General features: G+C 37.9%; 14 protein-coding genes and 1 pseudogene. 9 read left to right on the top strand and 6 right to left on the bottom strand.

The window, feature by feature from the left end:
- Positions 1-128 precede the first annotated feature (128 nt).
- Positions 129-1,283: an 8-amino-7-oxononanoate synthase gene (gene bioF / locus SCALIN_RS03695; RefSeq protein WP_096892905.1), complete on the top strand. Its 1,155-nt coding sequence runs from the start codon at positions 129-131 to the stop codon at positions 1,281-1,283.
- A gap of 209 nt (positions 1,284-1,492) precedes the next feature.
- On the opposite strand, the gene SCALIN_RS03690 is transcribed toward bioF, so the two are convergent.
- From SCALIN_RS03690 to SCALIN_RS23770, 4 genes are all read right to left on the bottom strand, one after another.
- Positions 1,493-2,113 (bottom strand): hypothetical protein, encoded by a 621-nt coding sequence (locus SCALIN_RS03690; protein ID WP_133111647.1) that lies wholly within the window; start codon positions 2,111-2,113, stop codon positions 1,493-1,495.
- A gap of 2,221 nt (positions 2,114-4,334) precedes the next feature.
- Positions 4,335-4,748, bottom strand: coding sequence for a type VII toxin-antitoxin system HepT family RNase toxin (gene hepT, locus SCALIN_RS03685; protein ID WP_162532134.1), 414 nt, complete (start codon positions 4,746-4,748; stop codon positions 4,335-4,337).
- Positions 4,702-5,163: a type VII toxin-antitoxin system MntA family adenylyltransferase antitoxin gene (gene mntA / locus SCALIN_RS03680; RefSeq protein ID WP_096892902.1), complete on the bottom strand. Its 462-nt coding sequence runs from the start codon at positions 5,161-5,163 to the stop codon at positions 4,702-4,704. The genes hepT and mntA overlap by 47 nt, the downstream gene beginning before the upstream one ends.
- 114 nt (positions 5,164-5,277) lie before the next feature.
- Positions 5,278-5,619, bottom strand: coding sequence for a transposase (locus tag SCALIN_RS23770; RefSeq protein WP_420885416.1), 342 nt, complete (start codon positions 5,617-5,619; stop codon positions 5,278-5,280).
- Positions 5,620-6,301: 682 nt separating this feature from the next.
- On the opposite strand from SCALIN_RS23770, the gene SCALIN_RS03670 reads away from it, so the two are divergent.
- The 8 genes and pseudogenes from SCALIN_RS03670 (at position 6,302) to SCALIN_RS03635 (ending at position 11,941) form a co-directional block, all read left to right on the top strand.
- A complete protein-coding gene (locus SCALIN_RS03670) occupies positions 6,302-6,703 on the top strand; it encodes a cbb3-type cytochrome c oxidase subunit I (protein ID WP_096892900.1) in 402 nt (133 codons plus the stop codon).
- Between the two features lie 52 nt (positions 6,704-6,755).
- Positions 6,756-6,989, top strand: a complete 234-nt coding sequence (locus SCALIN_RS03665; RefSeq protein WP_096892899.1) for a DUF1858 domain-containing protein — start codon at positions 6,756-6,758, stop codon at positions 6,987-6,989.
- A gap of 121 nt (positions 6,990-7,110) precedes the next feature.
- A complete protein-coding gene (locus SCALIN_RS03660) occupies positions 7,111-7,338 on the top strand; it encodes a NifU family protein (RefSeq protein ID WP_096892898.1) in 228 nt (75 codons plus the stop codon).
- A 217-nt stretch (positions 7,339-7,555) separates the two neighbouring features.
- Positions 7,556-8,590, top strand: a complete 1,035-nt coding sequence (locus SCALIN_RS03655; protein ID WP_096892897.1) for a ThiF family adenylyltransferase — start codon at positions 7,556-7,558, stop codon at positions 8,588-8,590.
- 53 nt (positions 8,591-8,643) lie between these two features.
- Positions 8,644-9,342: an aminotransferase class V-fold PLP-dependent enzyme gene (locus SCALIN_RS23310; protein ID WP_203415330.1), complete on the top strand. Its 699-nt coding sequence runs from the start codon at positions 8,644-8,646 to the stop codon at positions 9,340-9,342.
- A gap of 68 nt (positions 9,343-9,410) precedes the next feature.
- Positions 9,411-9,800, top strand: coding sequence for an aminotransferase class V-fold PLP-dependent enzyme (locus SCALIN_RS23305; RefSeq protein ID WP_261340985.1), 390 nt, complete (start codon positions 9,411-9,413; stop codon positions 9,798-9,800).
- Between the two features lie 118 nt (positions 9,801-9,918).
- Positions 9,919-10,826 (top strand): annotated as a pseudogene (locus tag SCALIN_RS03645) (tyrosine-type recombinase/integrase).
- Positions 10,823-11,941, top strand: a complete 1,119-nt coding sequence (locus tag SCALIN_RS03635) for an IS91 family transposase (RefSeq protein ID WP_096892569.1) — start codon at positions 10,823-10,825, stop codon at positions 11,939-11,941. Before SCALIN_RS03645 ends, SCALIN_RS03635 begins: the two are co-directional and overlap by 4 nt.
- 110 nt (positions 11,942-12,051) lie before the next feature.
- Here the strand turns inward: SCALIN_RS03635 and SCALIN_RS21935 are convergent, their stop codons facing one another.
- Together SCALIN_RS21935 and SCALIN_RS03630 are read right to left on the bottom strand one after the other, a co-directional pair.
- Entirely contained in the window at positions 12,052-12,213 is a 162-nt protein-coding gene (locus tag SCALIN_RS21935) for a hypothetical protein (RefSeq protein WP_162532133.1), read from the bottom strand.
- Between the two features lie 60 nt (positions 12,214-12,273).
- Complete coding sequence (locus tag SCALIN_RS03630; protein WP_162532132.1) at positions 12,274-13,431, bottom strand: outer membrane protein assembly factor BamB family protein; 1,158 nt, start codon at positions 13,429-13,431, stop codon at positions 12,274-12,276.
- Positions 13,432-13,476: the final 45 nt, after the last annotated feature.

Below are 13,476 nucleotides of genomic sequence, written 5' to 3'. Positions count from 1 at the left end.
TACTTTTCTAAACTATAGATTCTTTTTGTAGTTTCGTTTTAATCTAAGATTGTCAATTAATGATTAATTGTATCAGTATACCACATCATTCTGTTTGAGCAATCCGATTTTACTATTACATTTGAAAGATGAAATATATATCAGACGAACTAAATAGAATTAAACAGTCAGGTTTGTACAGGGAACTGAAGGTTGTTGATAACTCACAGGGTACGCATATAGAAATAAATGGCAAAATGTTTTTATCTTTTTGCTCAAATAATTATTTAGGCCTTGCGAATAATCCGACGGTAATAAAAGCGGTTAAAGATGCTGTAGAAGAGTATGGATGGGGGGCGGGCGCATCGAGACTGGTATCCGGAAATATGAAACTGCATGAATTACTCGAAGATGAAATATCAAGATTTAAAGGAAAAGAAGCTGCTCTGGTATTTCCTACAGGATATATGGCTAATTTAGGTGCTATTTCTACAATGGTAGCTGGTGGAGACCTGGTTATCTGTGATAAATTAAATCATGCAAGTATAATTGACGGTTGTCGGCTATCAGGTGCTGATTTTAGAGTTTACGCACATTGCAATATGGAGAAACTGGAAAATATATTCAGGAAATCGGCAAAATATAATCGTAAGCTTATCGTTACCGATTCAGTCTTCAGTATGGATGGAGATTTGGCTCCTCTGCCAGATATCATCAATATCGCAGAAAAATACAAAGCTATGGTTATGGTAGATGAGGCCCATGCAACTGGTGTTTTTGGGGAAAGCGGCAGGGGGGTTGTTGAACATTTTGATTTAAATAAAGAGGTGGACATTGTTATGGGTACCTTAAGCAAGGCGATTGGAAGTCTGGGTGGGTATGTCACCGGTGAAATTGATTTAATTAATTACCTGAGAAATAAAGCGAGGTCTTTTATGTATACTACAGCGCTTCCTCCTGCAGTATGTGCCGCGTCTCTTGCCGGTTTAAGATTAATTCAGAAAGACCAATCGATCCGTGAATCACTCTGGCATAACGTTCATTATATAAAAGATAAGCTGAGATCGATGGACCTTAACATGATATCGTCAGAAAGCCCGATTATCCCAATCCTGGCAGGAGATGCGCAAAGGGCGGTTGACATGTCTACCGCACTTTTTAAGAGTGGCATCCTGGTCCCAGCTATTCGCCCACCAACTGTTCCTGCTAATTCAAGCCGTCTCAGGATGACGGTCATGTCAACACATACGAAAGAGGATATAGACAGGTTGCTTGACGCTTTAAGTGACATCAAGGGTCTATAGCTACTTCTTAAAGCCAGAACTGACAAACAAAACCATGAAATCATAACCAAAGTGCGTTTTCAAAAAAAGCGCTTGTATAGTACCTCCGAAGCTAAGCAGTTACAACAAAAGAAAGAATGCCATAAAAAAACGTCTGTGTCGGCAAACAAATTGACACAGACGTTTTGTATGTTGTACAAACTTGATCAAATTTAAACAAATCTTTGCTTCTACTCCTTTTTCGCTCCCTTGAACCTTCGCGTTGCTCCTACTCCAACCAAGCCTACCAGGCTGATTCCTAAAAGAAGCGCAAGTCCGGGTTCTGGTACACTAAGAGAATTGTTAAAACTAGTAGCACCCCCTGTGGTATGTGTAATCGTAACAAACTTAGTAAGCGAAAATAATCCAGCGTGAGCAGCAACTGCTGCAGATGCAGAGCCTGAGAACGGCTCAACAGTCCCCTGTGTCGGCGCAACAAAAGGCCCAAGTGACGCAGGAATAGCTCCTAGGCCAAACTCTACGTTTGCAGGGTCGTAATGTCCTGAAGCTAAGACGGTTCCAACGGTTGTTCCACCTATCGCATCAGTTATTGACGATGGAATTCCAGATCCAATAAATCCAGTATCTGTCAATCCCAACACCAAAGAGCCTGCTGCCCCTGTAATACTGAGATCAACCAAATCAATTTGCTGAGGCCCAATAACTGGCTTAGATGCACCAGCCGTGAAATTGACTGCAAACGAACCCGCGGCTCCAGTATAACTAATCAACCCGTCACCTAAACTAGCATCAGCTGTGTTCGATACACCAACACTTGTCAAAGTGCCAATAACTCCATCAACATCGTCCACTATAATAACGTCTATGCCAATCGTACCTAAATCGTCTAAAGTTAATACAAATGAAGCATTGGCATTTTGTGCCTTGCCAATAAGAATAACACCTACTAATAAAATTAAGATAACGAAGCTACTATAATATTTTTTCAATTCTTATACCCTCCTTCCTGTGTTTTAATAAAGCAAAATTAACCAATACTAGCATAACAACAAAATAGATAGTACAAAAAACTCTTTTTGTAGGAAAATAATCTTACAGAACAGTTTTAAAAAAGCAAGATAAGATTTTTTTTCATACCTTTTGTACTAAATAGATAACCAGTTTCTCATCTCCCTAATTGTTCCCTCCTTTCTACTAAACTTACTAATTTAATGATAAGATATTTTCTTTACTTTCTCTAGCATGAAAAATGTCCAGTAATTCTTTTTACTTGTAATAAGCAAGAAGCATGCCACGGCCTAGCTATGCACTTGATAATTCATTGTTAATTAGTAATGTTGAATTCGATTGCACAGATTATAAACATGTAAGCCCTTTTATATACAGAACTTGTTTCTAGGTTTTGTTGTAAACAACCAGCTTTATATGCTACAATTAATTTACTATAGTCTGTAGTATTAAAGGAAATTTAATTAGCCAAGTGTTAGGATTCTAACATTCGTTTGCGATTAACCCAACGAGGAATTACATAACACACTGCTGCACAACGCCTTAAGGTGCGTAATATAGTTAACGGCATTTGCATAATTCCTAACACCTGCCAAGAGGCACTCAAAAAACATACAAATAATTGATACTAAAGGATTTATAGGTTTTTTTCTTATTTTGAATTATAAATGAGGCTCAAGACGTCTCCAGCAAAGCTCACACGTAAATTACTTATATAATGTAGGAATTATGGAATTGACTTCTTTTTTTTTGCCTCACGCAAAACCATTATAACATATGTAACTTTGCTAGAGAATTACTTTTTTCTCCACAGATTACGCAGATTACACAGATTTTTTTGAAAACGTTCAATGGTTCAATGTCCAAAGGTTAAAACGTTTAGAAATTCATAAAAAACCGCTTGCTATTCCTTGCGTCTAGTCGGATATAGAATCCAAATCATATAACGCTTGATCTGTCCATATTACTTTAACCATTTTTCCATTCTTTTTTTCGCTTCTTCCTGAGAGATTTTTTGCCCTGAATCAGCTTGTTTAATACCTCGATCTACCTTATAAATGACATACAATTTTTCCATAGTATCTTCAATAGAGGTCTTTTGTGGAAGCTCCTGAATTGCTTTAAGTACTTGTTCTTTTGCAATTATAATTTTGTTTCCCCAAATTGTTAATTCTAATAGTTTATCATATAGTGGTTAGAATAGGTGGAAAATCTTCTATGTATTACCTTTATGCAATTGAAAGCTTTGCACTTGTTTTTGTACTAAGTGACTAAACATAGAAAAATCAATAGGAAGCTTATACATCAGGATACACTAAGGATATTGAAGGAAGGAGAATACAGTACGTAATCAATATTTTTTATTTAAGGTAAAACACCGTTTTACTTTTTTATTTTAGCGGCAACTTATGTCTTCCGGTTTATTATTCCCCATGCACCAATGAAAAAGAATAACAATGAGTGCTTTATGTTAAGCCAATTGATGACAGGGTCATTCATCATTCACATGTTTTAAATGATGGGAGGTGATAGTTATAGACTAAAAGAAAAACAGAGTAAATTGTAGTTTTTATCAACAGGGGGGGGTCATTTTTATTGTCCGCCAGGGGGTCACTTCAAAATGGCCATTGACAGAGAGGCGAATCATATTTATAAACTGTATCAATGCAAAAAACATAAGTCAATATTTATCATTCTCTGTTATACGGTTCTGCTATTCCAAAATTCTGATAAGAGTTTCTACACACATCAATACCATTATGGCAGGCGATATAATACAGCCTTTTATCTTTGAATAGACCACATCCATCATTATCAAAATTATGTTGAAATTGGAAATCAGAAATTGATTTCTATTTTGTATGTCCGTAAAAAGAAAGAAAAAAAAATTGTACAAGAGCGTTTGAATCTATCACAATTCATATTGCAATAGATTTGATGTAGTTGCCTCATTTATGAGGCAAATGCTGGGATTTTGTGGGATTGGACGTAAGATAGATGAATCGAGTGATTACCGTTAATTTGAACACTTATATCGAAAGAAAAAACAATCCTGAAGATTGTTTATAAAACATGTAAAATGGCATTCCTGAAAGTCATAAAGTCATTCAGCTGCTTTCTTAATATGTTAATCACGATAGATGCATCTATCTTATCATCGTCATGAACAACTATGTTTCTAAACTTGACCATATTTGCCATGTTGTCAAAGGTTTTGCTGTCTATGATGTCATTTTCGTACAGGACTTTGAATATGTCCACATAATTTTTTGGCACACGATATTCGTTGGATGAGATAATATGGTTGGCAATATCGGCACAAGATTCTATCATCATCTGCAATGTTCTTTCTACTATACGTTGAATCTTCCAATTGCCTGAATACTCTTCTGAGGTAGTAGATGCGAATTCTCCAATTTGTCTAGAATATTCATCCAGCTCGCTGAACTTTCTCAGTATAAGGGCTTTGTCTATCAAGTAAATATCTCTCTTTAAGTATTTTTATCTCTTTTATTGAAAAATCAAAATACTCTCTTAATTTTAATGATTCATAATCTTGTCTAAACAGGGGATCTTTATCCACTATAGTCTCCTTCATTTCTATTATCCTTGCAACAAGTGGAAGTGATGAAGTATTTAATATTACCAAGTCTATTTCATCAGTTTCCAGAATCTCTATTAGTTCTCCCAGTAGATCAGTTTTTACCTGTAATAGATCTGGAACTTCTGAAAGATATACTGCAATATCTATATCACTCATGGGAGAACTTGTGTCCTTTGAATATCCACCAAAGAAATAAGCAAAGCTCACGTTTGGATGATCATTCAGGTATACCCTTGCTTTGGGTAAAAGTTCATTGATATTTTCCGGTAATTTTTTATACTTAATCATAATGTTTTCTTAAAATCTCAATTTTTTCGTGATTAAGAAATCAATAAGTTAATTACTGATAGCTAAATTCGTTAAATTAATATATAAATTTTTTATAATATCACACCAAAGGTGTTAGATGCTATCGAAATGTATAGATAAACTTAAAATATACCAGTAAGATTCATCTTCAACAAGAACGCTCTTATATCTTGCCTGAAAAAGATGTCCACTGCGTTTATGATTGCGATTGTAATGGACGCTGTAAGCAGTCTGTATCCACTGCATGGCTCTTGAGAGGTTTGCTTCATTTGTTCTAAAAAGAATATGATAATGATTACTCATCAAGACAAATGCAAATATATCTAAATTAAACTTTTCTCCTGCGCTTGCCACGTATTCCAGAAACTTGGAATAATCATCATTAGTAAGAAAAATCTTTCCTCTGCCTACACCTCTTGAAATAACGTGATAAATTGCACCTTCATATTGTAATTCTCCATGGGCGTGCCATAGTTGGACATTATTAATTTATACTCAGGATTGTCAAGCATGTTCTGCTTTCAAGGTCTGACCCTTGCTTTACATAATTTTGGTCAAAAAATGGTCAGCCATTTCAGGATTAAGTTAACTATCAATTGTCGTAAGTCCTTGTATGAAAATATTTGCGATACTGGTACTGGACTCGAACCAGTGACCTCTTGCTTGTCGAGGAGGCGCTCCCCACCAGAAGTACCGTTCGGTACGGGCGGTTAGCCAACTGAGCTATAGTGTTTCTTTTCTTTGATTTATTTTTATTAATTATGCGTTAAATTCTGCTTATGTGTGTTAAACTGTAATGATATTAAATTGTAGTGGTATGTGTTTTATATTAAATGACTTTCGTTAAAGAGTTGGACATATGTTAACCCATTTTTTTATTGACAAAAGCGGGGAATTGAGATACTTTTAGATTTTACGTTACCCATTATATGAGTTATTTTTGAACAAAAAATGACTTCTCGTTTATGAATCGTGTTCTTTAACTCATGATTAATTGATGGATTATATCAATTTTGTTACGTGAACTTTATATTCTCAGTGATACCGAATAGATAATGTTGAAGAATTGTTCACTATTATTACTTATATTTATACTTAAATTTGGAGGGGGCATAGATTGGATCCGGTAGCGAAGAATTTTATACGGATGAGTGTAATCTATTTTGCCATAGCTGCAGTAATAGGTGTCCATTTTATGTTTAGTAAATATAATAATCAACAGTTGTTTCAAGCTCATGTTCATTTAATGATGCTGGGCTGGATGTCAATGATGATTTACGGGGTGGGATATCATATCCTTCCCAGATTTAACGGAAATCCTGTAGCATTTCCAAAACTTGCCATTGTTCACTTCTGGGTTGCGAATGTCGCTTTAGTCGGCTTTGTGAGCACTTGGGGAATAAGTAGATACGGATGCAGCAAAATCCCTCAAATGATATTTGCTGTAATGAACGCAATAGGGATCTTCATGTTTGTAACAAATATTCTCGTCAGCATCAGGAAACCCAAGGAAGATTAATTTAATTATATAGAAATTTTCATTTTAAATATAAATTCTGTGATAATAAAACATGAGTGATAATTCTATTGTAATTACCAAAAAATCAACCATTGGTGAGGTGTTTTCCAGGTATCCTGAAACGGAGCCGGTTTTTCAAAAATATTTTGGTTCCGGTTGTTTTACTTGTCCTGGCTCGAAGACAGAAGATATAGCTTTTGGGGCAATGATGCATAATATTGAACCTGAAAAGATCATAGAAGAATTAAATGAAGCTATAAAAAAGAAGGCCGAGGGAGGAGAGTAAGTACTTTACCGGGTATTTCTCCTGCTTCAGATAAAATAAAGTTATCCTCGGAACTATAATAACACTGGAAAAACACTTGTTTGAAATTTTTTTAGAATATAAATAGAAGGAGTCAAAAATAATGTCAGAGTTAATGGAGAGAGTAGAAAAGGCTTTAGATTCTATCAGACCAGCTTTAATGGCTGATGGGGGAAATGTAGAACTGGTTGCCGTTGAAGATGGAATTGTAAAGGTCAGATTGCAGGGTGCTTGTGGAACATGCCCTAGCGCGTTGATGACCCTAAAGCAGGGTATTGAGGTAAGAGTGAAGGAAGAAGTACCTGAAATTAAGGAAGTTGAAGCTGTTTAATAATTATTAATATAATATGCTGTTTAAAAAAAGCTTGCGTTATAAATAACTGCAAGCTTTTTTTTTAAATTGACTGCATAGATGAAGGTTACATCACCTTAAATAGGATATTCCATTCTTTCGAGAAGGTATATTGGTATTTTCAGATTTCATTAACTTTTGTTACTTTAGCTCACTTCAAACTTTCTTCACTTTTAGCTTTTTATCTGTAAAATATATGGACCATTCACTTGAACGATATTCACGTCAGATACTTTTTCAACATATAGGAGAAGAGAGACAAAAAGTATTGATGAACAGCACTGCAATTGTAATTGGTTGTGGTGCGTTGGGTACTGTTTCGTCGAGCTATCTTGTGAGGGCTGGTATTGGACATCTCAGGATTATTGACAGGGATTTCATTGAAGAGAGTAATTTACAAAGACAGATTCTTTTTGATGAAAATGATATTACTGAAAATCTTCCTAAAGCAGTCGCAGCACAGAGAAAACTTCAGAAAATTAATTCAGAAATAAACATAGAAGGAATTGTTACTGATATCAATTATTCCAACATAGGAGAAATAGCGGAAGATGCTGATATAATTATTGACGGAACAGATAATTTTGAAACCAGGTTTCTGATTAATGATTATTGTATAAAGTATAATATTCCGTGGATATACGGTGCATGTATTGAGAGTAAGGGCTTAGTGATGAATATAATCCCCTCTGTTACTCCATGCTTAAGGTGTGTTTTTGAAATGATACCTCAAATCGGTACTTTTCCTACATGTGACACTGCCGGTGTTATCGGGCCGATTGCTGCTATTATAGCAGCTATTCAAGTGGCAGAGGCGATCAAGATTTTGACTAAAGATTATGATTTCGTAAACAAAAAGCTTCAGGAATTTGATGTGTGGAATACAAAATTTAAACAACTGGATATTTCTGAATTAATAGAAACGGATAATTGCCCAACATGTAAATTACACAATTATAAATTCCTGGAAGCAGAAGAGGGAGTCATGGCCACTTTTCTTTGTGGCAAAAATGCTGTACAGGTAATGGCTCGAAACGCCGATAATATAGATTTGGCAGAATTAGAACATAGACTAGAGACCATTGTTGATGTAAGTCGTAACGCGTTTATGCTTTCGTTTACCGTTAAAGATCATAAGTTTACGGTTTTTCCTGATGGAAGGGCCATTATTACGGGAACTGCAGATACGAGTGCTGCAAAAAATTTATATTCAAAATATATCGGTATGTGACCCGTGAGTTGTTTTTAGATATCAGTCACTTAAATTCTAATGTTTTTAGTTCTATGATATATCTGGATAACGCTGCTACTACATTTCCAAAACCGGAATGTGTTTATGAAGTAATGGATAGATTTCTGAGAGAGAAAGGAGCGAATCCGGGACGTGCCGGTCATCGTATGTCGGTTGAGGCTGAACAGGAGATAGAGAAAGCACGGGTTACAGTAGCAAAAATTCTCTGTATAAAAAACCCCGAAAGATTGATTTTCACATCCGGTGCGACAGATGCTCTTAATATGGGTATAAAAGGGTTACTGTCCAAAGGTGACCACGTGATAACGAGTAAGCTTGAGCACAATTCTGTATCAAGGCCCCTGGATGCACTGGAACAGAGAGGTATTATTACCGTAAGCAGGGTAGAAAATTCTGATGATGGATTTATAAATGTCGATGATATCAAAAATACTATCAGTTCGAAAACAAAATTAATCATCTGTACACATGCTTCTAACGTTATAGGGACTATACAGCCGATCAGCGAAATAGGGAGGGTAGCCCGTGAAAAAGGTATCATATTTATGGTTGATGCGGCACAGACCCTGGGCGTTTGCGGTATTGATGTTGAGAACTGTAATATAGATCTTCTGGCTTTTACCGGACACAAGGGGCCTTTTGGACCTCCGGGTAGCGGAGGGTTATATGTTGGAGAGAGAGCAGGGCTACGTCCCTGGAGAGAAGGTGGAACAGGGTATGAAGCAGATTAATCTTACAGCCTGAAACTTTACCCTATAAGCTGGAGAGTGGAACTCCTAATTCGGTTGGGATAGTGGGAATGAAAGCCGGATTAGAGTTTTGTATTAGGGAAGGTATAGACAAGATAAGGCTGCATGAACAGAAACTGGCTATGAAGTTATTAAAAGTATTGGCTTCAGATGACAGATTTGAGATATATGGAAGTTTAGATGAAGACCGAAGAGTTGGGATTGCGTCTTTAAACATAAAAGGAATAAAACCGGATGAAGTTTGCGCTATTTTAGATAATACCTTTAATATCGCTGTCCGCTCGGGTTTGCATTGCGCACCATACACACACCGTGAAATTGGTACATTTCCGGAAGGGATGGTAAGGATAAGCCCGGGTTATTTTAATACTGTGGAAGAGATTGAAGAGACTATCACGGGACTGAAGAAAATTGCAGACAGTTGCAATTATATATCTTGAATAACAGGTTGGACGAAGCCGCTATCGCGGAGAACAAAATCGGAAATTTATTACATAATGTAACCTCACACCCTCAACGGGAGGGTGAATCTATTAACAAATAGGAGGTTACAGGTCTATGAAAACATTATCTCAATCCGATTTCAACAAAAATTACCAAACGCATCTAAAGCACCTACGCTTGAAAGGACTCCGGCCAAAAACAATCGAGGCTTATTCACGTGCCATCCGACGGATCGGTGATTATTTTGACAATCAGATACACGATCTATCTGAACAGCAACTACTTGACTATTTTTCCAATCTCCTCAATACCCATTCATGGAGCGCAGTCAAATTAGACCTCTACGGACTAAAGTTTTTCTACACTCATGTGCTTCATAAGCGTTGGGAGCAAGTAAATCTTATTAAACCACCCAAAACGCAACGTTTGCCCGATATTGTCACCATTAATGAAGCCCACCAACTTTTCCAGGTGACGAGAAAACTCAGTTACCGGGCCTTCTACTTTGTTCTTTACAGTCTTGGTCTCCGCCTGGGTGAAGGACTACGTCTTGAGGTTAGCGATGTCGATTCTCAGCGAATGCGGGTGCATATCCGCGATAGCAAAGGCAATAAAGACCGTTTCGTACCCCTGCCAAAGGTAACCCTGAATCTCTTACGCCGTTTTTGGCTTGTTCATCGCAATCCTGTCTTTCTATTTCCAGGCCGTCATGGTGGCTTGAAATCAGCCCACCTGGCAAAAACACCTCTGAATAGAAATGGCGTTCAGGCCACTCTGCGTAAGGTAGCCCGGGAGTGTGGAATTAAAAAAAAATTACACCACACAGTCTGCGACACAGCTACGCAACCCATCTGATTGAGGCGGGTGTTGATCTGCTTGAAGTACAAAAAATCCTCGGCCACCACAGTATTTTAACCACTGCCAAATATACCCACCTGACCTCTCATACAAATCGTAATGCCTTGCAATTAATTAATGATTTGATGAATGGTTTTTCCATAGAATGGGGGAATGTTATATGATATCTCTCTCCTCTATAATTGAGACCTTCATTGCTGACTTTATCACTCTTTATCATGGTTCGATCCTGCCAAGTCAATTCAAAGCCCTGGCAGCCATGAAGGATTGTCGCACTACGCAAAGCCGCGTCATGCTGGTCCAATGTAATGACTGTGAAAAACAGGTTTTTGTACCGCACTCCTGCGGTAACCGCAATTGTCCTCATTGTCAGAGTCATGAGTGTCAGCAGTGGTTGGAGCGTCAACTGAAAAAAGAAGTGCCTGCTGACTATTTTATGCTCACCTTTACTATACCCAAAGAGCTTCGATCATTAGCATGGCAGCATCAACGCTTGCTTTACTCGATAATGATACAGTGTTGTTGGGAAACCGTAAAAACCTTTGTCCAAAATGACAGCGTATTACAAGGAAACGCTGGAGCCATCACTGTTTTGCACACCCACTCTCGCTCTCTCGATTACCACCCGCATATCCATCTGGTAATGCCAGCCGGGGCCATCAATCAGAAGAAAAAGCTTTGGAGCTTCAAAAAAAGCGAAGGAAAGACGCGGTACCTTTTCAATCACAAAGCGCTGGCTAAAGTGTTTCGAGCAAAAATGCTCGATGCCGTGAACAAAGCGGCTCTTACGCTTCCAGTTAATTATCCCAAAACATGGGTCGTCGATTGCAAATTTGTCGGCAACGGTGAAAAGGCACTGGTCTATCTTGGTCGTTATCTCTACAAAGGGGTCATTCAAGAGAAAGATATTATTACGTGCAAAGATGGTCAGGTGACCTTTCGTTACCAGGATAGTAAGAGCAAAAAAATGCTCACAAGAACACTTCCCGGCCCGCAGTTTCTCAGGTTGATTCTCCAGCATGTTCTACCCAAAGGTTTCAGGCGAACACGGAACTTTGGTTTCCTCCACCCTAATAGCAAACGCTTGATTGCATTGCTTCAGTACCTTACCGGTATCAACCCGAATAAGTCGTCAGCCTGGTTCAGAGAGCGTCCAAAGCTTACGTGCAAATGCTGTGGAGGAATAATGAAGATCATAAAAACGATGATACCTCCATCACACAAATCCAGGTCTTTCCCCTACAAGTTAACAAAAGAGGAGGCTGTTCTGGTTATGTAATCGAATCCGCTATGCATCTAAGATTTGCAAAAACGGCATTATCGGGTCGAGATGGCCCCCGTTTGCCCAAATTTGAGGTAAAATGGCCGAAAAACCATGTTCTGTAGCTCCTAAAGCATGACGACAGCAATTGAAAAATCCACTTCTTTGGCTTCATAGCTTCTGCGGTAAAAAAGAGAAGCAATCTTCATAAGATATTTTCTTATACAATGTTTAGCACCCAAACAACGGGCTTGTCCAACAAACGGTTCAGATTGTGGTTCGTCCCTCACACAATCTAACCTTATTCGTTAAGCCCGCCTGAACCGTAACAAGCGGACTCTATTATTCAATCATTTCCCGAATGCGTATACCTTCCAGTCCGTGCTGCCTATATATACCGTTCCGTGTGAATCTATAGAAGGTGATGAAAGTAGTGGAAAACGTGAGACATTCTGTTTCTCTTTTAATTTGCCATCAGGAGAGATAGCATGTAGTACGCCATTCCAGGATCCCACGAAGATAATCCCGTCAGCGCTTATCGCCGCAGATGAAGTTATAGTATCACCTGTATTGTAACTCCACTTCAATGTACCGTCAGGGTTAATTGCGTATAGATTTCCATCTTTTGCTCCTACATAGATTGTACCGTCAGAGCTGAGAGCAGGAGTTGCGTCTATTCTGGAACCAATGTTGTATGTCCAGATCATTTTTCCTTTGTTGTTTGAGTCTAACGCGTAAAGTATACCGTTGTGTGCTCCAATATATAGAACCCCTTCTTTGCTGATTGAAGGAGAAGAATCAATCTTTGCCTTTGTCATGAAACTCCATTTAATCCTTCCTTCTTCACTTATCGCATAAATTCGTCCGTCCTGTGAACCAATGTAAATTATGCCATTATCACCGATAGCCGGCGATGAAGAAAGAATATTGGCAGCAGTGCTGTATGACCATTTTAATGTGCCATTAGATTGAATTGCATACAGTTTACCATCCCACGCTCCAACATAAATAGTACCATCATTGCTGATAGCAGGGGAAGAATATACGTCAGAACCGATAAAATACATCCATTTAATTTTGCCATCCGGAGTTAGAGCAAAAAGTTTCTTGTTTTTACCACCAACATATATAGTTCCATCAGCACCGACTGCAGGAGAGCTGTATAGTTCATCTCCAGTTCTATAATGCCACTTTTCCGTTCCATCCGGATTGTATGCGAAAACATTGCCGTCTGTACTTGAGACGTATACAGTGTTATCAGGTCCGATTGCTGGTGAAGACCAGATTTCACTACCAGTTATTGTTTTCCATTTTAGTTTAATTATATGTGCATCATGGTATTCGCTACGGCCAGAGTGTCTGAGGTCATGCATAAACATAGGGTGCTCTTTCGTATTTACCTGTGCTGTGATTGTGTTTACTCCAGCAAAAAGCGATATGAATAAGGTCGCTATTACAGCTGTCTTAACCGTTTTGAAGAACCCTGTTCCCGTAAATATAGAATTCATACTGTTCCCTTTCATGTTTATATATATGTTGTATTTATTGTCGAA

Source organism: Candidatus Scalindua japonica (assembly GCF_002443295.1).
GTDB lineage: Bacteria > Planctomycetota > Brocadiia > Brocadiales > Scalinduaceae > Scalindua > Scalindua japonica.
Note: the sequence above shows the minus strand (reverse complement) of the source record. Positions and strands in the feature narration are given on the sequence as shown.